The organism is Pseudocolwellia agarivorans (genome assembly GCF_002000085.1).
In the GTDB taxonomy this organism is placed as follows: Bacteria; Pseudomonadota; Gammaproteobacteria; order Enterobacterales; family Alteromonadaceae; genus Pseudocolwellia; species Pseudocolwellia agarivorans.
Genome location: NZ_MUZU01000022.1, coordinates 15513 through 38421, shown reverse-complemented (window position 1 = coordinate 38421; position 22909 = coordinate 15513). Strand labels below are relative to the sequence as shown.

The 22909-nt window shown below is 34.8% G+C and carries 21 protein-coding genes and 5 tRNA genes; 13 read left to right on the top strand and 13 right to left on the bottom strand.

Going from position 1 to position 22909, the window contains the following annotated elements; genetic code table 11:
* Positions 1-181: 181 nt before the first annotated feature.
* The 4 genes from B0X80_RS19765 to B0X80_RS19750 all read right to left on the bottom strand — a co-directional run bounded on the left by B0X80_RS19765 (position 182) and on the right by B0X80_RS19750 (position 4983).
* The gene (locus B0X80_RS19765; RefSeq protein WP_175623998.1) at positions 182-2488 is read right to left on the bottom strand and encodes a TonB-dependent receptor; all 2307 of its coding nucleotides are present in this window, start codon (positions 2486-2488) and stop codon (positions 182-184) included.
* Between the two features lie 189 nt (positions 2489-2677).
* The gene (locus B0X80_RS19760; protein ID WP_077343488.1) at positions 2678-3058 is read right to left on the bottom strand and encodes a c-type cytochrome; all 381 of its coding nucleotides are present in this window, start codon (positions 3056-3058) and stop codon (positions 2678-2680) included.
* Positions 3059-3069: 11 nt separating this feature from the next.
* Positions 3070-3564 (bottom strand): hypothetical protein, encoded by a 495-nt coding sequence (locus B0X80_RS19755; protein WP_077343485.1) that lies wholly within the window; start codon positions 3562-3564, stop codon positions 3070-3072.
* A gap of 9 nt (positions 3565-3573) precedes the next feature.
* Positions 3574-4983 carry a flavin monoamine oxidase family protein gene (locus B0X80_RS19750; RefSeq protein ID WP_077343483.1) on the bottom strand — a complete coding sequence of 470 codons (1410 nt, stop codon included), beginning with the start codon at positions 4981-4983 and terminating at the stop codon, positions 3574-3576.
* A gap of 232 nt (positions 4984-5215) precedes the next feature.
* On the opposite strand from B0X80_RS19750, the gene B0X80_RS19745 reads away from it, so the two are divergent.
* From B0X80_RS19745 to ychF, 8 genes are all read left to right on the top strand, one after another.
* The gene (locus tag B0X80_RS19745; protein WP_175623997.1) at positions 5216-5860 is read left to right on the top strand and encodes a TetR/AcrR family transcriptional regulator; all 645 of its coding nucleotides are present in this window, start codon (positions 5216-5218) and stop codon (positions 5858-5860) included.
* Positions 5861-5979: 119 nt separating this feature from the next.
* Positions 5980-6606 (top strand): lipoprotein insertase outer membrane protein LolB, encoded by a 627-nt coding sequence (gene lolB, locus B0X80_RS19740; RefSeq protein ID WP_175623996.1) that lies wholly within the window; start codon positions 5980-5982, stop codon positions 6604-6606.
* 28 nt (positions 6607-6634) lie between these two features.
* Positions 6635-7516 (top strand): 4-(cytidine 5'-diphospho)-2-C-methyl-D-erythritol kinase, encoded by an 882-nt coding sequence (gene ispE, locus B0X80_RS19735; protein ID WP_425439721.1) that lies wholly within the window; start codon positions 6635-6637, stop codon positions 7514-7516.
* A gap of 113 nt (positions 7517-7629) precedes the next feature.
* Positions 7630-8577 (top strand): ribose-phosphate pyrophosphokinase, encoded by a 948-nt coding sequence (locus B0X80_RS19730; RefSeq protein ID WP_077343475.1) that lies wholly within the window; start codon positions 7630-7632, stop codon positions 8575-8577.
* A gap of 326 nt (positions 8578-8903) precedes the next feature.
* Complete coding sequence (locus B0X80_RS19725; protein WP_077343473.1) at positions 8904-9677, top strand: substrate-binding periplasmic protein; 774 nt, start codon at positions 8904-8906, stop codon at positions 9675-9677.
* A gap of 234 nt (positions 9678-9911) precedes the next feature.
* Positions 9912-10535, top strand: a complete 624-nt coding sequence (locus B0X80_RS19720; RefSeq protein ID WP_076419076.1) for a 50S ribosomal protein L25/general stress protein Ctc — start codon at positions 9912-9914, stop codon at positions 10533-10535.
* Between the two features lie 23 nt (positions 10536-10558).
* On the top strand, positions 10559-11143 hold the full coding sequence (pth, locus tag B0X80_RS19715; RefSeq protein WP_077343471.1) for an aminoacyl-tRNA hydrolase: 585 nt from the start codon (positions 10559-10561) through the stop codon (positions 11141-11143).
* Positions 11144-11226: 83 nt separating this feature from the next.
* Positions 11227-12318, top strand: a complete 1092-nt coding sequence (gene ychF / locus B0X80_RS19710; RefSeq protein ID WP_077343469.1) for a redox-regulated ATPase YchF — start codon at positions 11227-11229, stop codon at positions 12316-12318.
* A gap of 89 nt (positions 12319-12407) precedes the next feature.
* Here ychF and pepA read toward each other — a convergent pair whose 3' ends face one another.
* Positions 12408-13184 carry a flocculation-associated PEP-CTERM protein PepA gene (pepA, locus tag B0X80_RS19705; RefSeq protein WP_077343466.1) on the bottom strand — a complete coding sequence of 259 codons (777 nt, stop codon included), beginning with the start codon at positions 13182-13184 and terminating at the stop codon, positions 12408-12410.
* Between the two features lie 296 nt (positions 13185-13480).
* On the opposite strand from pepA, the gene B0X80_RS19700 reads away from it, so the two are divergent.
* The 3 genes from B0X80_RS19700 to B0X80_RS19690 are packed head-to-tail and all read left to right on the top strand — an operon-like array spanning position 13481 to position 15424.
* On the top strand, positions 13481-13954 hold the full coding sequence (locus B0X80_RS19700; protein WP_077343464.1) for a DUF2947 domain-containing protein: 474 nt from the start codon (positions 13481-13483) through the stop codon (positions 13952-13954).
* Between the two features lie 24 nt (positions 13955-13978).
* Positions 13979-14944: a 23S rRNA (adenine(1618)-N(6))-methyltransferase RlmF gene (rlmF, locus tag B0X80_RS19695; protein ID WP_175624000.1), complete on the top strand. Its 966-nt coding sequence runs from the start codon at positions 13979-13981 to the stop codon at positions 14942-14944.
* Between the two features lie 39 nt (positions 14945-14983).
* Positions 14984-15424 carry a hypothetical protein gene (locus B0X80_RS19690; protein WP_077343458.1) on the top strand — a complete coding sequence of 147 codons (441 nt, stop codon included), beginning with the start codon at positions 14984-14986 and terminating at the stop codon, positions 15422-15424.
* Between the two features lie 118 nt (positions 15425-15542).
* Here the strand turns inward: B0X80_RS19690 and B0X80_RS19685 are convergent, their stop codons facing one another.
* The 3 genes from B0X80_RS19685 to B0X80_RS19675 are packed head-to-tail and all read right to left on the bottom strand — an operon-like array spanning position 15543 to position 19927.
* Positions 15543-16583, bottom strand: coding sequence for an AI-2E family transporter (locus tag B0X80_RS19685; protein WP_077343455.1), 1041 nt, complete (start codon positions 16581-16583; stop codon positions 15543-15545).
* A gap of 33 nt (positions 16584-16616) precedes the next feature.
* A complete protein-coding gene (locus tag B0X80_RS19680) occupies positions 16617-19145 on the bottom strand; it encodes an ABC transporter permease (protein WP_077343452.1) in 2529 nt (842 codons plus the stop codon).
* Positions 19133-19927: an ABC transporter ATP-binding protein gene (locus B0X80_RS19675; RefSeq protein WP_077343449.1), complete on the bottom strand. Its 795-nt coding sequence runs from the start codon at positions 19925-19927 to the stop codon at positions 19133-19135. The genes B0X80_RS19680 and B0X80_RS19675 overlap by 13 nt, the downstream gene beginning before the upstream one ends.
* Between B0X80_RS19675 and B0X80_RS19670 the strand changes: the two genes are divergently transcribed.
* The gene (locus tag B0X80_RS19670) at positions 19926-20549 is read left to right on the top strand and encodes an arylesterase (RefSeq protein ID WP_077343447.1); all 624 of its coding nucleotides are present in this window, start codon (positions 19926-19928) and stop codon (positions 20547-20549) included. The two genes, B0X80_RS19675 and B0X80_RS19670, sit on opposite strands and share 2 nt — an antisense overlap.
* A 166-nt stretch (positions 20550-20715) precedes the next feature.
* Here the strand turns inward: B0X80_RS19670 and B0X80_RS19665 are convergent.
* The 5 genes from B0X80_RS19665 to B0X80_RS19645 all read right to left on the bottom strand — a co-directional run bounded on the left by B0X80_RS19665 (position 20716) and on the right by B0X80_RS19645 (position 21574).
* Positions 20716-20791 (bottom strand) — tRNA-Glu (locus B0X80_RS19665).
* An 87-nt stretch (positions 20792-20878) separates the two neighbouring features.
* Positions 20879-20954 (bottom strand) — tRNA-Glu (locus B0X80_RS19660).
* A gap of 139 nt (positions 20955-21093) precedes the next feature.
* Positions 21094-21169 (bottom strand) — tRNA-Glu (locus B0X80_RS19655).
* A 122-nt stretch (positions 21170-21291) separates the two neighbouring features.
* Positions 21292-21367: transfer RNA gene (locus B0X80_RS19650), tRNA-Glu, on the bottom strand.
* A 131-nt stretch (positions 21368-21498) separates the two neighbouring features.
* Positions 21499-21574: transfer RNA gene (locus B0X80_RS19645), tRNA-Ala, on the bottom strand.
* A 379-nt stretch (positions 21575-21953) separates the two neighbouring features.
* Between B0X80_RS19645 and B0X80_RS19640 the strand changes: the two genes are divergently transcribed.
* The gene (locus tag B0X80_RS19640; RefSeq protein ID WP_077343445.1) at positions 21954-22847 is read left to right on the top strand and encodes a gluconeogenesis factor YvcK family protein; all 894 of its coding nucleotides are present in this window, start codon (positions 21954-21956) and stop codon (positions 22845-22847) included.
* Positions 22848-22909 lie beyond the last annotated feature (62 nt).

The following is a 22909-nucleotide window of genomic DNA, read 5'->3' as shown; positions in this document are numbered from 1 at the left end:
TAGCACAGGTTGCAAAAACCTCTTCTGTTGCTGGATTAATAACACTCAATAAATTTGATGATGTTACTGATTGACCATTAATAGTCATATTAAAATTTAGCATTGAACTACCCTTTATCGTTAACAAGAAGAGCAATTAAAGCTCTCCTCTACTAAACATATTGAAATACCATCCTAAGAATTAATAAAACTCGTACTTAAAGGTAATACCTACTTGTCTTGGCGGAGCATATACTTGTTCGGTAAACCCAGCAAAACCTAAATCTAAGTTATATACTAAGTATTCTTCATCAAATACATTTTTGGCCCAAAGTGAGGCTTCCCAGTCACTATTTGCAAATAGCGTATAAGTCGCCCTTAAATTAACAACTGCATAAGATTCTTGTAACGATACTTCAGCATTAGAGCCTTCTAAATATTGATCGTCATTCCAGTTTCCATCTACCTGTAATGCTAAGTTTGAATCACCTAAATCCATGTTATAACGTACAACGGTGTTAAAACTTAGTTTAGGGGCTTGAGGAAGGTCTACATTACGATTACCTTCACCAGCATAAAAACCAGGAACAAAATCAACTTCAGAATTTAGGTAAGATAAACCAAAATTAAAAAACCAGTTGTTGTCTGGTACATAAGCAAACTCAACTTCACCACCAAAAACTGAAGCATCAGAGTTTGTTACTTGTGCTGTACCGCCAGTTAAAGAAAAGGCCTGATAATCTTGGTAATCATAATAAAAAACAGAAGAACTAAAACGACCTTTATTATCCAAAATTGTAGCTTTTAAACCCACTTCGTATGAATACAAGGTTTCTTCTTTATGTTGAAAATCAGATAAACTTACGAAAGCACTTGGCGACCAATTACCGCCTTTTATGCCTTTATTTACTGAACCATAAATCAGAACATCATCTAGTCCTTTATAATCAAGCTGTAACTTACCGGCCCAATCTCCAAAATCAATAGAGTCAACATCTTTAAGTGTAGGATCTGTTGTTGCAGAAATTTGTTCTTGTAGGTCAAAAAGTACCATGCCATCAGTAACACCTGAAGCTTCACTAAAGTTTTGCCCAGTGTTAAAAAAGTTGATTTTTTTATCATCTTGAGAATAACGCAATCCACCAATAAGGGTAAAATCATCATTCAAATCGTATTCAACTTGTCCAAATACAGACCAGTTCTCAGCTGACATATCTACATTGGAATGCACTTCTCCTGTAGGATCTCCTATTATAACGGGTCCACCAGTTATAGACTGTCCCTTGAAGTCAATATCTAATGCATAAAGGCCTGTTTGCCAACGCATGTTATCTGTTTCATCGGATAAACGTAATTCATGACTCGTTTGTTCATAATTAGCAATACTAGAGAAAGGGAAAAAAGTACGGCCTCCTGATGCATCTTCCGTATGCTTTTTATAAACATCCACGTAACCTAAGATATAATTTAGCTTTAAACCGTTTTCAAATTCATGCCTGAGCTTAGCAATATAAATATCACTTTCTCGGTCAAGACCATTATCTGTAAAATCAGAGCCGTGTCGGTGAACATCTCCCGTCGCAACAGGGCCTGGATTTATACCAAAGCCTGTAACTGGATCTGAACCGGCAGCCCTTACAACATATTGTCCTGCAGGAACATCATCATCTTTAGTTAATGTGGCAGATAAATCTAAGCTTGTATTATCAGTAAGTGCTATCGCAAGACTACCTCGAATGGTATAACCATCAGCGCCATTACCAGCTCGCCCTGTTGCCGTACGAGCTTCATTACCATTACCTAAACCGCCGGCAGTAACATTACCCGGTTTAATATATCCGTCTGCTTTTTCTGTCCGAACAGCTATACGACCACTAACTGAATCTGAAATACTGCCCCCAAGCGCTCCTTCTAGTATTTTGTGATTTCTTTGGCCATAAGAAGCTTTTACATAACCATTAAGTGATTCATCTTGCGCTTTATTTGGAATAAAATGAATTAAGCCACCTGTAGCATTGCGCCCAAACAATGTGCCTTGCGGCCCCCTTAACACTTCAGTCGATTGCATATCAAACATTTGCATATTTAGTGCATTCATACTTCCAATATATAAGTCGTTATAATATACGGCTACTGGCGACTCTAAATTATCTTGAAAGTTATTTTGGGAAACCCCTCTTAAGTTAAAAGTAGTAAAACCGGGAGCAAAAGACTGTAATTGTAAACCCGGTATTTGCAAAACAATATCTTCTGTTGTATTAAATCCAAGAGCTTCTGTTTGATCACCGCCTAAGGCAGTAACTGCAACCCCCACACTCTGAACATTTTGCGTTCGTTTTTGAGCAACAGTAATCACTTCAATATCAACATTATTACTTCGCTTAACTTCTTTTATATCTTCAGCTTCTGCTGCATTTACACTGCCCATTAATCCTAAAATAACTGCAGATGCGACTGTTGATAATTTAATATTTTCTAAAACACCTTTCCTCATAGATAACATTTTCATAAAGACTTCCCCGATCATTGTTTATTCTATGGAGCTACGCACTTTTTTATTGTCAATGCTAAGTAGGACATAGAATGTTATTCATACTGAAATCTATAAATATAATTAGAATAAAAAATATGTTTTTTAATTAATTACATAAAAAGATAATCAATAACGCTTGTTGTTATATTTTTAATAATTATGATTTTATTTATTAGAATTTTTCTTTAAGAAACAAATTACTGCGTTTCTATCACTTACCTTTCTTAAACCTCCGAAAGCCATCATGGTTCCAGGTACAACCTTCATAGGTTTTTCTAAAAATGTATGTAACTCTTGCTCTGTCCATATTTTGTTATATTCGTTTAAAGCAGGAGAATAAGGAAAACCTTTAACAGAAGCTGATTTCCTTCCTACAACATCGAATAAATTAGGACCTAATAAAGTTGGCCCCCCCTCATTAACAGAATGACAAGCTGCACACTTTGAAAATGCTTTCTTCGATGCTTGCTGATCGCAAACATCATCGCTAGCAATAACCAAAAAAGGTAAAAAGCACATAGCACTCAGTAACTTGAAACTTTTCATACGTTAGTTCCTTATTTATAATTAGGAGCCGAAATGGTTCCTTTTCCATCATCAGTACCTAGATAAAATTTATTTGATGAGGTAGGCAGATAGACAAAATGAGTATTAAGTGTTCCTGTAGAATCTTTCCACTTACCTGTTCCTCCTGTAATTTTGTATTGATTGGTTTCTCCTTTAGTCGAAATTGATGCAAATAACTTATCGTTAGATTCATCTATCCATACGCACCTTCCAACACCTTGAGTGCCTTCTTTATTTCCTAATTCATCAAAACCTAAACATTCCACAGATACTCTTAATTTCTGCTCTGCGGCTGTTTTTAAACTTATAGTAAGATTCGATGCTCCATATACGCTATATACAAAAGCGCTTTTATCTTCACCTAAACCTATTGAATGCCCAGCAGGCGCATAAAAAGAACCAGATAAATTAACTTGTAACTTCTCTGCATTTGCTAAACCACTAACAAGCACCGACATCAATGCTATATTTTTTATTACGTGCATAATTAACTCCTAAACGTTTTTAAGTTTTTCAATAATAATTTGAGCATTTCTAGCTCCTGACTCTATTGCTCCATCAATAAATCCTCTCCACCCATAGGCAAAATCAGAACCTGCAAAATGTACAGCTCCTTCAGGCCTATTCATTTCTTCAAAAGCAGTTGTTAACATACCTGGGGGATACATACACCAAGTGCCTTTTGAATAAGGATCAATATTCCAGTCATAACCAAATGACTCTAAAATTTCTGCATTAGGAAGGTATTCTTGAACCGCTTTTAATACAGCATCATCATCATAAACATCTAATTTTTCAGGATCTTTACCAAATCCCACTAAAATTTGGTCATCATCATCGTATTCAGTCCAAAGATAGTTAAGTGCCATATCTTCAGTGCCGTTTGCATATATAATTGGATGTTTACCTTTAATTTTTATATAAATTTTAACACCAGAGCCTGTGTGCCCCTGTTTAAAAGATTTTTGCTTAATGGGAGAAAGTGCTGGTGAAAATTGGATATCTTTAAGTACATTTAAAGGCGCTGCCATTATGACAAACTTCGCTTTTATCTCTTCATTTCTATTCGTAAAAATGGTAACACCTGAGTCACTTTGTTTAATCTTAATACATGCCGTTCCAAGTTTAACTTCAGCAGAACTATCGCCCATCATGTGTTCGATTAACTCACTAGTTCCATTTTTAAATTTATATTGGCCTATGTTGGCCCACATAAAGTCTTTATTAAACCCTGATAAAGCTAACCATCTCAATTGATCTAAGTAACTACTTTTATCTGAACTTGAATGACCATTTATTGAAGCAAAACTACGTAAAAAATCTTTTTGTATTTCACTAACCTCCAAAGCATCGATGGCTTCTCTAGCAGAAATACTATCAAGTGCCCTGAACTCTTTACTATCATGAAAAAGTGGTTCGTAAGGACGATTAAGATACTTAAATGCAGGCTCATAAAACTTATCATAGGCCTCATAAACCTCTGGCCAATACTCATCAGCAGTACCAACCTTGCGTTGACCTTTATCGTACCAAACAAAAGAAGTCGCATTTATTGCCGCACTTTCTGTAATAGGTAAGTTATATTTTAATTTTTCTGCCCAAATATTAGGTTGTCCCCAACCAAACCACGTTCCTCCCATGTCCATTTTGTGATCACCAAAAGTTGAAGTAAAAGTTCTTCCTCCTAGTCTGGGTCTCGCTTCTAATAAAAGGGTCTTAGCGCCACTTTGTGATAAGTCTCGCGCAGCCGTTACGCCTGCAAATCCTCCACCTATAACAACGACATCATAATCTTTCCTGCTATTCGAATGTAAAGGTACTCCACTAGAATTCGCCGAAGATGGTATTGCTGTAACTCCAGCAACACCTAGTGCAACATTTTTAATAAAATTCCTACGTTTCATGCTTCATTCCAATATTTGTTAGTTATACCCACTTAATTGGTCAACAGACCAAACATAAAATAAACATTATTTGGTCAACCGACCAATGTCAAGTTTTTTATACTAAAAGTGAAATTAAAATGAACAACGATGAAAAAGAAAATAAGCGGAAGTAAAGCTAATAAGATGTTAAATAGATAAGTTTTTGCTAGACTGTCGCCAATAATGAGAAACTATTTTTTTGGTGTGTAGTGTGAGCAAAACCATAGAAAAAAATAAAGTAGCAACAAGAAAAGCAGGTAAAGAAACATATAAAAAAATAATTCAAACAACTTATGAATTAATTTCTTCTGGAAGTTATAAAGATTTTTCTATGAGAAACATTGCGAAACATTCAAATCTAAGATTGGCAAATATCCAATATTATTTTCCAACAAAAGAAGATTTAGTTACCGCATTAATAATGCACGTAGAAACACTTTATGATATTGAATATCAATCACTTAACCTGGATAAAACTGAAGATCCTAAAGTTGCTTTCAATAAAATGATAGATTTTTGTTTAGATGATGTATTTAATCAAAATACAAGACATTTATTCATACAATTATGGCCTCTTTTAAGTGATTTAGATAATGATTCTGGTGAATTTTTAGCAAATTTATATCGCTATCAAATACAGTCTATTGCAACATTAGTGCAAAGGCTCAGCCCTAATGTTACCAAAAAAGAATCTCTTATTAGGGGAGAAGCTATAGCGTCTTTAATTGAAGGTTTAATTGTTGTTCGTTTAAACTCTAACGATAATTCAGTAAATAACAAAACAATCAAAGCAGTAATGAAAAGGTATGCATTTACTTTAGCTCAAACAGACAGTCAAGAAAGCTCTCTCATATAGTATGAATACTATCTAACTCATACCAATTAAATAATGGCACAATTAACAATTTTAACCTAGAGAGCCTTCAATTGATTAGTAAAGTTGGTATCTCCCTTGTTTGAATATTCAGGATGACTATGTACTTCCCCAATAAACTTTCATTTTTGTTTATCAGCTTTATTTTATTAACAGGCTGTATATCCACACAACCTGTTAACGATATTGATAAAGCCTTTTCGAGTGATATAAAAAAAAGAGAAGTAAGCTTAGCTAAATTAAATGTATGGGAAATAAAAGGTAAAATAGCCTTTATAAACAGTACTGAACGAAAAAGCGCTTCCATTTATTGGAAAAAATCCAAAAACAAACAACAGCTTAATTTAACAACTTACCTTGGTATTAATGTATTAAAGTTAACATCAAATGAAAATCTTCATACAATAGAAGTAGATGGCGAAGAATACCAAAGCAATAATTTAGACAGTTTAATTGAATCGTTAACTGATATTACATTTCCTACTGAAGCATTAAAGTATTGGATAAAAGCAATTCCCTATAATGAAAACGATACCTTTACTTTTGATCCTAACTCAAAATTACCTCTAACATTGTCCAGTCATTACAATAGTCATGACTGGACAATTCAGTACTCATCTTATCAACGTATTCAGCAAGATAAATTAACGCTTGCCTTACCTAATAAAATCAAAGTAACGTCGGCGGATTTAACCATTAATATAGCAATAAATAATTGGGCCATATAAACGGTTTAATAATATAGGACAATAAATAGTGAACACAGCAAATTTTATTTCATTCCCCTCTCCCGCTAAACTTAATTTATTTCTTCATGTGGTTGGACAACGCCCAAACGGCTATCACGAATTAGAAACCGTATTTCAATTTTTAGATTATGGCGATACGATTGAGTTATCTGTGAATAACAGTAATACCATTGAACTTTTAACCCCGATTAAAGGTGTAAATAATTCCGATAATCTTATCTGTAAAGCAGCAAAGCTCTTACAAAATCAAACAAAATGTGATCTTGGTGTACAAATAAAAATTAATAAAATATTACCTATGGGTGGAGGTTTAGGAGGTGGGTCTTCTAACGCTGCGACTATTTTATTAGCACTGAATAAACTCTGGAATATAAACTTACCTATTAATCAATTAGCAGAATTAGGCCTCTCTTTAGGGGCAGATGTACCTATTTTTGTTAAGGGCTACGCTGCGTTTGCACAAGGTATAGGAGAAGTATTAACACCAATATCCCCTACTGAATATTGGTATTTAGTATCTAAACCTTCTTGTAGTATTTCAACTCAAGATGTTTTTGGGTCGCCTGACTTGGTCAGAAACACACCTAAACTATTATTAAGTGAAAACATTAATAATAAAGACATCGATTTACAAATAGAGACGTGCCATAACGATTGTGAAACTATCGTAATAAAAAACTATCCTAAGGTTGCCAACCTACTGGCTTGGTTGATAGAATACGCGCCGTCGAGAATGACTGGTACAGGGGCTTGTATTTTTTCGCGATTTAACTCAGAACACGAGGCGAAAAAAGTACAATCTACACTTCCTGAAGGTATTGAATCGTTTATAGCTAAAGGCATTAATCAATCTCCACTTATTGATGCTATAAAAAATTTAGCTAATTAATAACATATGTTTTAATGCTTTAACCAATATTTCTGGTTGAACAAATAATTTGCTAGCATTTATTAAAATGCAGCGTTGTAATTTTAATGTCAAAGATTTCTAAGGAAATGACTGTGCCTGACATGAAGATATTTGCGGGTAACGCCACCCCTGAACTGGCCAAACAAATAGCTAACCGCCTATACATAACTCTTGGCGAAGCAAAAATTGGAAGTTTTAGTGATGGTGAGATTAGTGTAGAGATTACTGAAAACGTTCGCGGTGCGGATGTATTCATAATTCAATCAACTTGTGCTCCAACTAACGATAACTTAATGGAACTTATCGTTATGATTGATGCGCTACGTAGAGCTTCTGCGGGTCGTATTACTGCTGTTATACCTTACTTTGGTTATGCTCGCCAAGATAGACGTGTACGAAGTGCTCGTGTACCTATCACAGCAAAAGTTGTTGCTGATTTTCTATCAAGTGTAGGTGTTGACCGTGTTTTAACGGTAGACCTTCATGCTGAACAAATTCAAGGATTTTTTGATGTTCCTGTAGATAACGTATTTGGTACGCCTATCTTATTGGAAGATATGAAAGATCGTGAACTAGATAATCCTATTGTCGTATCTCCTGATATTGGCGGTGTAGTTAGAGCTCGAGCTGTTGCAAAATTATTAAATGACGCTGATTTAGCAATTATCGACAAACGTCGACCAAAAGCCAATGTTGCGCAAGTGATGCATATTATTGGTGATGTTGCAGATCGTGACTGTATTATTGTAGATGACATGATAGATACCGGCGGTACATTAGCTAAAGCAGCTGAAGCTCTTAAAGAACATGGTGCAAAACGTGTAATTGCTTACGCTACTCATCCTGTTTTATCTGGTAACGCAGCAGAAAACCTTAGAAATTCAGTATTAGATGAGGTTGTTGTGACTGACTCCATTCCTCTTACTGAAGAAATCAAAGCTATTGGCATTGTTCGCCAACTTACACTAAGTGGCATGCTTTCAGAAGCTATTCGCCGTGTATGTAACGAAGAATCGATTTCAGCTATGTTCGACGACTAATTAAAAATAACATCTTATATCCCTAAAAGCGCTTCATTGGCGCTTTTTTTATATTCCTTTAATTTTAAATTATAAAATTCAGCTATATTTATACCAATCACAACAACCAATTGATCATTCATACTCATCTAAATAATCAATTACATCGTTATTTATCTAATCAATAGAACAACGAGTGATTAAAATAAATGCCTCGCCTACAGGAAGCAGCTGCTTAGGTTTAGTCTGGAACAATGAACCAGTGTCTTTGACCATTTATTCTTCGTATAAAATAGGTTAAGTCACTTATTCGTATGGTATTATTTAACTACTAAAGAAGTTAATACATGAATAAAATATATCTTACTTTTTTTCTCGGGCTCTTAACTCTTATCCCCCTAACAATACAAGCTAAAATCTCTCCCGTTAATTTAAATGATGTAAAATGGCCCCCCTTCTTTTTTTCAAACCACGAAAAAGGAAAAATGGGACTAGGAAAAGAAATATTAACGACTTGTATAAGTGAACTTAATTACGAAGTACACCTAAAATTTCTTCCAATCAAACGTACGCATTATTATATGAAATCAGGAGATATTGACATTAGTGTTTATTCTTATAACAAGAATAGAAAAAGTTTTGTATATTACGGTAATGAACCTATATTTACCTCACAATATGGTTTAGTCACAAAAAGATCAGACAATATAAAAATTGAAAAACTCGATGATATTAAACCTTATATATTTGGTCATTTAGATGGTTTAACCCACACAAAAGAAATACGAAACATTTTAAAAATAAAACAAAAACAAGGACAAGTTTCAAAAGGTTATGATATTGATGCAATGTTTAAGCAACTATTAGCTACACCACAACGTTTTCAAATAATGGCAAACTCTAAAGAAACTTTAAAATGGCGAGCCAAGCAACTCGGTATTACAGAGCAAATTAAAATTCATGATTTAAACGTTCAAGAAAAAGCTTATTATGTAACTATATCTAAAGTTTCTAAAAACATTCGCCACCCTAAACTATTTTTAACTCGTATTGACCGCTGTATTCAAAAATTAAAAGAAACCGGTCAATACCAAAAAATGGCGCAAATCTATGGATTATAAAACCCCATTAATTTTATAAAACAAGACAACTCCTCTTCTCAAAAAACAACAAAATTCAAAATAATAAAAAGTTTAACGATTAACGGCTATTAAACTTGGCAATACTTGGCTTGAATGTTATTATTCGGCGCCTTTTTTAAGTGGTGATTAGTTATCATTTAAGCAAAAAGGAATATCGTTACTTTTGGTCGCAAAAAGTAACACACAATTAACTTATTTTATAAAGAGTATAATATGACTGATTTATTAACTTTAGATGCTGAAGTACGTACAGACTTAGGGAAAGGTGCGAGCCGCCGCCTACGTCACGCGAACAAAGTTCCAGCAATTCTATACGGTGAAGGTAAAGAACCTGTTTCTTTAACTTTAGCGCACAAAAATGTTTTTCGTGCACAACAAGAAGAATCATTTTACACACAAGTTTTAACATTGAACATTGATGGAAAGCCTGTTGAGTGTTTGATCAAAGACATGCAACGTCACCCATTCAAACAAGTGATCATGCATTTAGATTTTTTACGCATTGATGCAACTCACCCTGTTCAAACTAACGCGCCTATTCACTTCATTAATGAAGATGCTGCTGTTAAAAAAGGTGGCGTAATTGCTCATCACGTAAATGAAATCGCAGTAACTTGTTTACCTGCTGATTTACCAGAATTCATTGAAGTAGATCTTGCTTCACTTGAAGTTGGTCAAACGTTACATTTATCAGACATTGCACTTCCAAAAGGTGTTACTTCTGATGAACTAGCTAAAGGCGAAAGCCATGACCAAGCTGTTGTTACATCTAATGCTCCTAAAGGTTCATCTGATGAAGACGAAGCTGAAGCATCTGAAGAAGCAGCTGCTGAATAATAATTCTTAGGACTTATCCTTAGATGACTATTCAGTTAGTAGTGGGCCTGGGAAATCCAGGCCCCGAATACACAAAAACCCGCCATAATGCCGGTGTATGGTTTGTAGAAGAACTTGCATCTCGTTACAACATATCTTTAAGACCTGAAAAAAAATACTTTGGCCATTACGGCAAAGGTTATATAGGCGAACAACTTGTTCATTTACTTATTCCCACAACGTTCATGAATCGAAGTGGTCAGGCAGTTGCACCTCTAGCTAATTTTTATCGTATTCCCGTAGAAGACATTCTTGTTGCACACGATGAATTAGACATGGAACCAGGTGTTTGTAAAATTAAGAAAGGCGGTGGCCATGGTGGCCATAATGGCTTACGAGATATAATTGCTCGTATGGCTAACAATAAAGAATTCTACCGTTTACGCCTTGGCATTGGCCATCCTGGTCATAGAGATCGCGTAACCGGACACGTACTTGGCAAAGCGCCAGCAAACGAACAAGCTTTAATAGACCAATGTGTTGACGAAGCAAGTCGTTGTTTTGAAATATGGCAAAAAGACGATCTTAAAAAAGCACAAAATCGTCTACATTCTTTCAAAGCACAATAATTAATATTTATTCTATGTCACTGTAAATAATCAGTTATAGAATAAATATAAAACAGCATTCAAACTTTAATAGGAATAATCTCATGGGATTTAAATGTGGCATAGTTGGTTTACCAAACGTAGGTAAGTCTACCCTTTTCAATGCTTTAACCAAAGCTGGTATCGAAGCAGCCAATTTCCCTTTTTGTACCATAGAGCCAAACACAGGCGTTGTTCCAGTACCTGATCCTCGTTTAGATGCGCTTGCTACAATAGTAAAACCAGAACGTGTATTAGCAACCACAATGGAATTTGTTGATATTGCCGGTTTAGTTGCTGGTGCATCTAAAGGTGAAGGTTTAGGTAATAAATTTTTAGCTAACATTCGCGAAACAGATGCTATTGGCCATGTTGTTCGTTGTTTTGATAACGATAATATTATTCATGTTGCCAATAAAATTGATCCGGCTGACGATATTGATGTTATTAACACTGAGCTCGCATTATCTGATATGGATACTGCAGAGCGAGCCATTCAACGCCAAGCTAAGCGTGCAAAAGGTGGTGACGCAGATGCTAAGTTTGAAATCCCTGTTTTAGAAAAAATATTAAAACATGTAGAAGACGGCAACATGATCCGCTCTTTAGATTTATCTAAAGAAGAAAAAGCCGCAGTTGCTTATTTAAACTTTTTAACTATAAAACCAACCATGTACATTGCAAACGTTAACGATGACGGTTTTGAAAACAACCCTTACTTAGATGTTGTACAAGCAATCGCAGATAAAGAAAATGCAGTAGTTGTAGCAGTATGTGCTGAAATTGAAGGTGAGTTATCTGAAATGGATGATGAAGACCGTGTTGAATTTATGGCTGAAATGGGCTTAGAAGAACCAGGACTTAACCGAGTAATTAACTCAGGTTATGGTTTATTACATCTACAAACCTACTTTACTGCCGGAGTTAAAGAAGTAAGAGCTTGGACGGTTAAACAAAATGCAACAGCGCCACAGGCCGCAGGTGTTATACACACAGATTTTGAAAAAGGTTTTATTCGTGCAGAAGTTATTGCTTATGAAGACTTTATCCAATTTAACGGCGAATCTGGCGCTAAAGAAGCAGGTAAATGGCGCTTAGAAGGTAAAGAATACAAAGTTAAAGATGGTGACGTGGTTCACTTCAGATTTAACGTTTAAATCTAAACTTAGCCATTTTCAAAATAAAATAAAAAGCCGAATCAACATTCGGCTTTTTTGATCTTCAATACTTTTATAAATAGTAATGACTATAATTTACGACGACTCATACCTGCAAAACCAAGTAAACTTAAACCTAAGATGGCTACAGTAGCAGGTTCTGGAACTGTCATTGTCATATTACCATCATGTTGAATTTCAAATGTTTGCGAACTTCCAGCACCTCCTGGATAAAAAGGAAGCAGTCCAACAATATCTTGTACTGTTACAATAAGCTCCGCAGATTTACTACCTGGAGTAGTAGATAAATCGTCACCTGCTGAATTAAAGAAATACCCAGCCATAAAAGTTAGGCTTAAATCAAGCGCACAAAGACCTTTATTTTGTAATGGACCCGGTGAGATATCAATTGTACAACCACCAGCATTTAAACCAAATGATGCGATTTGCATTCCACCATCAAATGTTCCGTTAACAGTAGTGTCTACATAGAGTCCTGTTGATGCGCCTACAGAAGAAAAAGTTACAACAATTTCATCGTCAACAACAGTCGCAGCCATTCCGTTAAAAGCATAATCAAAGAAAACTTCATACGCAGGATCTACACTTATATTAGTTGCACCTAGTTTAAAGTTAACAACATCTGTTGCCCCAAATTCAGAAAAAGCATCATTACCAGCAATATCGCCACTCAAGTCAGTATCTATTTGCGTGACTGTTGCGATATCAGGATCGTAATCGATAAAATCAAATATCACCTCAGAACCAGGGGTTCCGTTAAAAGATGAGTCATTAAAGGTAATCACATCAGCACTAGCTGTAAATGACGTACCTGTAATTAGTGAAGCTAATAATAGTTTATTCATAATTGTGGCCTATCCTATGTGATGAGTATATTTTAAAAAATGTCCATATCAACGATACAACTCCAATAACTATTAACAATAAAGCATAAGCTATACCAAACATAAAAAAAGATTAAGTTACATAGTGTTAAGTAAACCCCAAAATCGTTCAATTAATAAACTGTAAAATAATCTGACACCGTGCATCAAAAAACAAATAGGTATACGTTTAAATTAATCAATCTATTCTGATAATCATTAACAGATTTATCTATTCTCTGTATAATTACATTGTACTTACCTAAATATAAAATGTTATGAACTATATTCCCCTAGAAGAATTAAAAAATGGCTGGATCTTTAAACATAAAAGCTTGCCTCTTACATCAGCTGACTTAAATAAAATTAAGCCTATGCAAACTACACGTGCAAACACTCTTTGGGATACTTTTATTAGTAAGCAAGTTGATCATCCCGATTTTTTTAAAAAAGGTGATTGGGCATTTGATCAAGCAAGTTGGATTGACTCTGACAACTGGGAGCGGGATTGGGATAGTGATAAAGCTGAATTACCTCATCTAATCCTTGATCATATAACATGGGATAACAATACCGTTGTTTATTTTTGCAGTACCCGTAACAACATCATTGAAACAACATGGGCAACTTTTAAACGCTGTTGGAAAAACTTTTTATTTATGGATGATGGAACAATTTTAATAGGTAAAAAGAGAAAAGAAACGGTGCAGTTTTTATCAAATGGTACCTTTAAAATTGGTTCAAAAGGATAGCATTTCATCAATAATTTAATAGATATTTCTACTAAACAAACAGCATCTAAAAATAAGCTGCACCCGAGAAACAAACACAAAAGCAACTATGACTTTGATCTATTATGCTCCCTAATACCTGAGCTAAAACCATATGTTTTTATCAATCAGTATAATAATCAAACCATCGATTTCTCAAATAACCAAGCAGTTTTACTTCTTAACAAAAGCTTACTAATCGCTAATTATGGCCTTTCATTTTGGGATATCCCAAGTGGAAGTTTATGTCCACCTATTCCGGGACGAGCTGACTATATTCATTACCTAGCCGATTTATTAAAAGAAACAAATAACAACAAAATACCTCATAAAGAAGTAATAAACGTTTTAGACATAGGTACTGGAGCAAACTGTATTTACCCTATTATTGGGGCTTCTCAATATAACTGGAAGTTTGTAGGAACCGATGTAAATGATCCATCAATAACATCAGCAAAAAACATTGTTCAGCAAAATAATGCTTTATTTGAGAAAGTAGAAATAAGAAAACAACTTTCTACACATTCCATTTTTAGCGGTGTTATTAAAGAAAATGAGAAGTTTGATTTAACGCTATGTAATCCGCCTTTTCATTCATCAGAAAAAGAAGCGACAAAAGGCTCACAACGGAAATGGAATAACCTAAATAAAAATAAAAAGCCAATATCAAATAGCCAGTTAAACTTCGGTGGCACTAGTAATGAGTTATGGTGTCAAGGCGGTGAAATGAGCTTTATACATAAAATGATCAAAGAAAGCCGTCTTTTTTCATCACAAATTTTATGGTTTACTTGCTTAGTATCAAAAAAAGAACATATTCGTCCACTGCAATTAACATTAAAAAAAGCCAATTGTGTTCAAGTTAAAGTGGTAAAAATGGAACAAGGCCATAAAACTAACCGCTTTATTGCTTGGAGTTTTTTATCTCCCGAACAAGTTAACCAATGGCGAGACGACCGATTTAATAACTAATTTAAACTAGCGTTAATAAGATTTAGAAAAGTGAATAGCATGGAATATACAGAACAAGAAATAAAACCAGCAAGCCTTGATTTAATTGAATCGTTTGGGGAGTTGCTTACTTGGCGTTGGGAAGAAGAAAAGAACGTTATGTTAGCTGAGTTTGCTAGTGGTAAAGCCGATAGAGTTGTTGCTATTTTACATCAAAAGTTTTCACATGAATGGAATAGAAAATCTATAAAATTGGCACCCGATTCAGTAAAAGATGAATTAGGCGACTACGCTAAATTAATTAAAGATCAGCGTATTTTTACAAACACTCCTGAGCTTGATCAGAAGAGTGTTGTTGCTCTTTTATGGCCTTGGGGTCACGGCTCTACTTTATCGTTACGTTTAACGCTGTTAGAGACGCCTTATGAGTATGTTGAACCTCAACCATCGGCTAATGTTATTTCTAAGTTTTTTAAAAAAGTTAAAAGTGCTATGGCTTAAAACGTACAGTTTTACATGTTTAAGTTTTCAACTTTATAATACACAAGATACAGGTAAACAGAGGTTCACTGCTTATAAGCTTAACTAACTTTAATAAACAGTGAGATATAGAAAGGTTTTAATCGTTTGAAAGTAACACCGAAAACCAACGCCCTTCTTTAGACTCTTCTAAAGCTATTTTAATGATCATAGTTAAAGGAACAGATAACAGCATACCTACAGTGCCAAAAAGCCAACCCCAAAAAATTAACGATAGAAATACCACTAATGTTGATAAGCCTAGTCCTTTACCTAAGTACCTAGGTTCAATAACATTTCCCATAATCATATTTATCGTAATATAACCTAACCCTATAGCTCCTGCAGGACCTATCCCTAACTGTAAAACAGCTAACGATACTGCCGGAATCGCAGCAATCATAGAACCAATATTAGGAATATAATTAAGTAAAAAAGCTAACACTCCCCACAATAAATAAAACTCTAACCCAAATAGCCAAAGCATGAGAGAAACACATATCCCTGTAGCAATACTCACCAGTGTTTTAATCGCAAGATAATTATTAACTGACTCTAAAAATCGATCTATTTGATTCAATTTCATATCAGGATCATCTAATGCATGATGAATTTTACGAGGTAACGACGGTGCTTCAAATAACATGAAAATAACGGTAATAATGATCAGTAATAAATTAGCCATTACCCCACCTAAACCACTTAACATACTAGCTGCTACTCCCATAGCAGCGCTTGGATCAAAATATTCCACTAATAAATCGGATGATATTTGAATATTGTATTCGGCTAACCTTGCTGTTAGCCAAACAAACTGTTCGTTAAGTTGAGCTTTATACTCAGGTAATAACTCTGACAAATCACGCGCTGATTGACCAACAAGACCACCAAGTAATAAAACCAAGGTTAAAATAATAGCGATAATAGCGATAATAGCGATTGGCTTAGGTATTTTATATTTCGAAGCTTTAACTATTAGCGGGTTACAAATAATCGCAATAAAAACCGATAGTAAAAAAGGCACAACAATATTAGTTGCTATTTTTAACCCTGCTAGTACTACAAATAATGCGGCAGTTACGAGTAAGGCTTTTACTACTCCTGAAGATTGCAACTTTTCTGTTTTTTCCAATAAACTCATAAAGAACCTTGTATATATTGCTACAAATAACGATTACATTGTACGACGTATTAAAGTAACACTCGATAAACTTAATAAACGCCAACAACTTAGCATACCAATAAACCCAACGAAAGCAGCACCAGCAGTAATACCAATAAGCCAAAACTCTAAATGTAAGCTAAATTTCATATCAAATACTTGGGTTTGTAAAAAGAATACCGCTATTTCCATCGCAATACTCGCCATTAAACCTGCAATAGCACCTAAAGCAACAAACTCAAATAGCACACTATTTCGTAATAAAGCCCCCTTAGCGCCTAGCGTTCTTAATATAGCAAGCTCACGCTCTCGTTCTTCCATACTCGCTTGTACCTGAGCAATAAGCACTAAGCTACCTGCAAGAACAACAAGTATCAAAATAAGCTCTATCGCTATAGACATTTGATCAACCATGGTTGTTAATTGCTTCATAATTGCATCAATATCAATAACCGAAATACTAGGATACTGAGATAAGAAATCGAACATTAATGGTTTGGTTTCTTCAGCAACACGCCAAGCAGAAAGAGAAGTGCTATCGATATCACTAAAAGTCGCTTTATTAAATATCATGTAGAAATTAAGTTGCCTACTTTGCCAGTTAACATCACGAATACTGGTTACAGGTACGGTAAACTCATCAGACCCTATAGTAAATGTTAACTGATCGCCTAAATGAATATCTAACTTCTCAGCGATGCTTTCTTCAACTGAAACCTGTGGGTTAGTATCTGATACATCCCACCATTGACCTTGAACAACTTGAGTTGATGGCGATAATTCTTCTTGCCAAGTTAAGCTTAACTCTCTACCGACGCCTCTACGGCCTTCAGAGCTTTGTTCATCGTCATTTTCAGATCCTTTATCAACTTTGATGGTAGCTTCGCCATTTATTGCTGATAATCGACCTCTAAATACTTGGAAAAAACCTTGAGTAACAATGTTATTTTCTTCAGCAAACTTAGCAATTTTAGGCACTTCATCATTTGTTATATTAATTAAATAATGGTTGGGTGTACCTTCAGGCATTTGTAGCTGCCATTCATTAAGAATTGAACTTTTCATTACCGTAATAAGTAATAATAATTTAATCGCTAAAGTAAAACTAACTAACTGAACACTATTTTCGTTAGCTCTTCTTTTTAAATTTGCAAAAGCAAGATGCAATGACTTACCCGCTTTAGTACCTGCAGTTCTACCTAGCCCCATTAAAAACTTACCAATAAACAATAAAATAACCGATACAACTATGCCACCGAAGAGTAAAGATGCACTCATCACTAAATCATTACTAAAAATATAAAGTAATAAAAATAAAGCCATTAATGGGATAGCTTGATAGATATTAAGCTTACTTGATGATTTTTCTTCAAAACCTTTAATAACCGCAATGGGTGATGTAGCTATTAATTTAGAAATGGGATGAATAGCAAAAGCAATAGCACAAATTAACCCCGTAACCACAGCGATAGTAAAAGGACGTAATGTTAGAGTGCTAGAAGATAACGATAAATACTTTTCAATACCATAAGCACCTAATTGCAACAAACCATAGCCTACAGCTAAACCCGTTAAAATACTGATAACACTCAATAGTGACCAATGGAGTACATAAACTTTTTGGATGTGCTTATTTGTTGCTCCTAGTGCCTTAAACACAGCAACAGTTGGTTTATGGCGTTGTCCGTACCTTCTACTTGCTACCGCTACAGCAATAGCAGCTAAAACAATACCTAACATACTCGCTAGCGATAAAAACTTCTCTGCGGTGTTTAACGTACGCCCTATTCGACTTTGGCTTGATTTAACATCAATCCAATCTTGTGCTTCATTTAATTTAGGTTTAATCCATTCACCAAACGCTATTAAATCGTCATTATCACCAGAAAATAAATACCGGTAAGATATTCGACTACCTGGTTGAATTAATTCAGTTTTATCTAAATCATCATTATTCATGATGATAGTTGGATTAGAAAACACACTGGCAAACGACCTATCCGGTATATTGACAATAACACCAGCAATAGTAAAAGAAGCTACGCCAATATCGACTTTATCACCTATGTTTATCTCCATTCGTCCTAATACAGCTTGATCTACCCATACTTCACCAACTTCGGGAGATTTAACAGAAATAGCATTTTGTAAATCACTTGTTCTAGATACGAGTAAATCCCCTCTTAAAGGGTAATCGCTAGTCACAATATCTAAATCGGTTAACAACATATTATCTGTTGAAAACACCATAGACTTTAACTGCACTTTTTTAGCAAAATTAAAACCATAGCGTTTAGTTTCAGCTAAAATATCATCAGTAATAACAGTACTTGTTTTTAATACACGGTCAGCCGCTAAAGTGTTTACACTATTTGTGGTTAATGCTTGCTTAACTTGATCAGAAAAGCCTGTTAGAGAAAATACCGTTGCCACAGCTAATACTATGGCTAAAAAAACAATAGTTAACTCTCCCTTACGTAATTCGTGATGTAATAATCGAATTGATTGCTGAAACCAAGTAGAACTTGTTAATTTGGACATATTTGCCCCTCACCTAGCTCAAGCTTATTACGTTCATTTTGATTTTCTAAATGGCTTTCACCACTGTTTTCCTGATCGTTTTCAGCTTTTAATTCCTTAACAACTTCAGTTAATACACCACTGTCCATTCTAACTTGGCGTTTACATCGAGCTGCAAGCTTTGGATCATGTGTCACTAAAACTAAAGTTGTACCCAACCGCGTATTTAAATCGAAAAGTAAATCGGCAATATATTTACCCGTTTTAGTGTCTAAGTTGCCTGTAGGTTCATCTGCAAATAAAATATCAGGTTGAGAAATGAAAGCTCTGGCAATCGCTACACGTTGCTGTTCTCCACCAGACAATTGAGACGGAAAATGTTCCAACCGATCAGATAGACCAACTTGTTTAAGTAGTTCAACACCCTTTTCCTTAGCATCTTCTATATTGGCTAATTCTGCAGGTAACATAACGTTTTCAAGTGCCGTTAAACTATTAATAAGTAAAAATTGCTGAAAAATAAATCCAACATGCTTTGCGCGAACTTCGCTACGTTGTTCCTCATTAAATTGGTGTAATGGTTGGTTTTTAATATAGACTTCACCCGTGGTTGGTAAATCTAACCCTGCTAGAATAGATAATAATGTTGTTTTACCTGAGCCAGAAGAGCCGACAATTGCTAAAGTTTCTCCTGCATTAACTTGTAGATTAACCGGTTGTAATAAAGACAATGATTTGCCTTCTAACTGAACAGATTTAGTTAAACCACTGACTTTTAATATAGATTCGGAATTTATCTTCATGAAAAAACATCCAATTTTTACGTTAGTATTTTTATGTTACCTACTAACTGTTACAAAAACATATGCTAAAGATTCTATTTTACTTTTAGGTGATAGTGTTAGTGCAAGTTATGGAATGCAACAGAATGAAGGTTGGGTACATTTACTAAATACCCAATTAGAGCAACAAAATGCGCCTTATAAAATAATCAATGCCAGTATTAGTGGAGAAACCACAACTGGTGGTTTATCTAGGCTAGAGAGTATTTTAAATAAAAATAAAGTTGATCATTTACTCATAGAACTTGGCGGTAATGATGGCTTAAGAGGTTTTCCTCCAAAACTGATAAAAAATAATTTGTTACAAATGATCGATATAGCTCAAAGTAAAAACATTCCAGTATCGCTCTTTTCAATTAAAATCCCACCCAATTATGGTCCTAGATACACAAAAATGTTTGAAGATGTATTTAAAAGTGTAGCTAAAGAAAAAGAAATTAAACTAATTCCCTTCTTTGTTGAAGCGGTAATAACTAAGCCAGGATTAATGCAAGATGATGGTATTCATCCAAATGCCAAAGCCCAACCACTTATTGCTGAGCTCGTAAAAGAAGATTTAAAAAAGCTATTTCAATTCAATTAATGAGTTAACGAGGGTATAACACTATGATTTATGCCCTTCTCTTTCAAATATTTATATCTTTCATGCTATTAGCATAAATTCATTCCTTAAATTTCAGGCATAAAAAAACCGACATAAGTCGGTTTTTTTATTTCACTTTTAACACTTACATGCAAAGCAGAATAAGTGGCATCCCTAAGGGGATTCGAACCCCTGTTACCGCCGTGAAAGGGCGGTGTCCTAGGCCTCTAGACGATAGGGACACTAAACCTGTTAACTAATACTAATTAAAGCAAGTAGTTACTATCTATTACTCTACACATACAAGAAAACTTGTATTAATTTAATGGTGGCATCCCTAAGGGGATTCGAACCCCTGTTACCGCCGTGAAAGGGCGGTGTCCTAGGCCTCTAGACGATAGGGACACAATAAAAACATATGAAATAACCTAATAATATTATTATTTTCATTAACTCTAGCCTAGTGAGTTAAAAAACAATATTAGCTATTTAATACTTGTGTCTAAATATAACCATTAAACCGTATTGTAACCATAAAAATGAGTGGCATCCCTAAGGGGATTCGAACCCCTGTTACCGCCGTGAAAGGGCGGTGTCCTAGGCCTCTAGACGATAGGGACACAGTAACTTAAAACGCTTAACGCAAATATATTTGAAATGAAACTCTAGCCTAGTGAGCTCAAAATATAGTTACACATTTAAAGTGAGTGTCAAAAACACATACTCATTTCTTTAAAAAAGTTGGCATCCCTAAGGGGATTCGAACCCCTGTTACCGCCGTGAAAGGGCGGTGTCCTAGGCCTCTAGACGATAGGGACACTAAAACTTGGTAATAAAGCAAATAATTATACTTTATTATTTCAGTGCTATGAATAAATTCATAAGACACTAACTTTTTTATTTTTGCTATTTTGTTAATAATTACTTATTAGCAAAACAACTAAATTCTTGGTGGAGCTATGCGGGATCGAACCGCAGACCTCTTCGCTGCCAGCGAAGCGCTCTCCCAGCTGAGCTATAGCCCCGCTTCTGTAAAATTAAAAAGTGGCCTAATACCTTATAACTTTACCCATCAAACAAGAACGTTAAGTACTTGTTGAAAGCGAGGCGCATTCTAAGCAGCGACCCCGATCGTGTCAACTCTTTTTTTAGTAAAAAAGCTTATTTTAATAAGTATTTGGTTTAAGTGTTTACTTAACCAACAACTTGCTTAAATTTTGAATATATGTGGCTTTATTAATTACTTAATGTTCCATTTATTTAAAAGTGTAATCCTTTAAAAAACTATTTACTTGATAGATATAGGCTACTTACCTTTAATTCTCCTCTCATAAATTCATTTATACTTTCTTTTTAACTTATTAACAGGTAACATTTTTGTAACTTTATTTATAGAAATACTCTATGTCGCTGAATAAACTGAATGTTGTTGCTATTGGTGGAGGACACGGCTTAGGTCGAGTACTTTCAACATTTTCCTTTTTAGGTAATCAGTTAACAGGGATTGTAGCAACTACGGATAATGGTGGTTCTACTGGGCGTTTAAGGAAACGTAGTAGTTCAATAGCTTGGGGAGATCTGCGTAATTGTTTAACACAATTGGTAGATAAAGACTCTATAGGTAGCCAACTGTTTGATTTTAGATTTAGTGGTGAAGATGAGTTAGGCGGACATAACCTTGGCAATTTAATTTTATATGGCTTAGGGCAAATTCAATCACGACCTGTTGATTCTATTAAATTAGTAAGACGTATATTACGCGTAAAAACACCTGTTTTACCTATGTCTGAAACACCTACAGACTTAATCGCTTTTTATCCAGAAGGCAGATGTCGTGTTGGCGAACTTTCCGTTGATGAAATGCCTGTGATGCCAAAAAACCTCATGTTAGCCCCATTAGTTAAGTCACTTCCTGCGTGCATAGAAGCAATTCAAAATGCTGATCTAATTATTCTCGGCCCTGGCAGTTTCTTAACAAGTATCATCCCTCCCCTATTAGTTAGAGATATATCAAACGCATTACGAGACCGAAAAGGTCATTGTATATTTATTGAAAACATAGTTGCTGAAAAAAGTCCTGCGGCTCAATTAACACTAGATGAAAAGCTTCAATGGATTGAAGATAACTTAGGATGCTTACCTATCGATAGTGTTATTTGCCAAGATACTAAAGTAACATCAAACAAAGTATCAGTTTGCTACCGTGATTTAGAAAATGACAAAATTAAACACTACCATGATAAAGAAAAATTAATTAAAGCCATTGAAGCTTGCGCGCTTAAAAATAAAATAATTTAGTTTAACTCTTACCTGAATTTAAATAATGACCTTTAATGATTAAAAGAAATCACCTTTCCTCC

Bases quoted from the DNA above. Each gene is read 5' to 3' on its own strand.
- B0X80_RS19760 (WP_077343488.1), bottom strand. From the start codon at position 3,058: ATGAAAAGTTTCAAGTTACTGAGTGCTATGTGCTTTTTACCTTTTTTG.
- B0X80_RS19640 (WP_077343445.1), top strand. From the start codon at position 21,954: ATGTCGCTGAATAAACTGAATGTTGTTGCTATTGGTGGAGGACACGGC.
- B0X80_RS19765 (WP_175623998.1), bottom strand. From the start codon at position 2,488: ATGAAAATGTTATCTATGAGGAAAGGTGTTTTAGAAAATATTAAATTA.
- pepA (WP_077343466.1), bottom strand. From the start codon at position 13,184: ATGAATAAACTATTATTAGCTTCACTAATTACAGGTACGTCATTTACA.
- B0X80_RS19720 (WP_076419076.1), top strand. From the start codon at position 9,912: ATGACTGATTTATTAACTTTAGATGCTGAAGTACGTACAGACTTAGGG.
- ychF (WP_077343469.1), top strand. From the start codon at position 11,227: ATGGGATTTAAATGTGGCATAGTTGGTTTACCAAACGTAGGTAAGTCT.
- B0X80_RS19700 (WP_077343464.1), top strand. From the start codon at position 13,481: ATGAACTATATTCCCCTAGAAGAATTAAAAAATGGCTGGATCTTTAAA.
- B0X80_RS19670 (WP_077343447.1), top strand. From the start codon at position 19,926: ATGAAAAAACATCCAATTTTTACGTTAGTATTTTTATGTTACCTACTA.
- lolB (WP_175623996.1), top strand. From the start codon at position 5,980: ATGTACTTCCCCAATAAACTTTCATTTTTGTTTATCAGCTTTATTTTA.
- B0X80_RS19750 (WP_077343483.1), bottom strand. From the start codon at position 4,983: ATGAAACGTAGGAATTTTATTAAAAATGTTGCACTAGGTGTTGCTGGA.
- B0X80_RS19680 (WP_077343452.1), bottom strand. From the start codon at position 19,145: ATGTCCAAATTAACAAGTTCTACTTGGTTTCAGCAATCAATTCGATTA.
- B0X80_RS19675 (WP_077343449.1), bottom strand. From the start codon at position 19,927: ATGAAGATAAATTCCGAATCTATATTAAAAGTCAGTGGTTTAACTAAA.
- B0X80_RS19755 (WP_077343485.1), bottom strand. From the start codon at position 3,564: ATGCACGTAATAAAAAATATAGCATTGATGTCGGTGCTTGTTAGTGGT.
- pth (WP_077343471.1), top strand. From the start codon at position 10,559: ATGACTATTCAGTTAGTAGTGGGCCTGGGAAATCCAGGCCCCGAATAC.
- B0X80_RS19685 (WP_077343455.1), bottom strand. From the start codon at position 16,583: ATGAGTTTATTGGAAAAAACAGAAAAGTTGCAATCTTCAGGAGTAGTA.
- B0X80_RS19690 (WP_077343458.1), top strand. From the start codon at position 14,984: ATGGAATATACAGAACAAGAAATAAAACCAGCAAGCCTTGATTTAATT.
- B0X80_RS19725 (WP_077343473.1), top strand. From the start codon at position 8,904: ATGAATAAAATATATCTTACTTTTTTTCTCGGGCTCTTAACTCTTATC.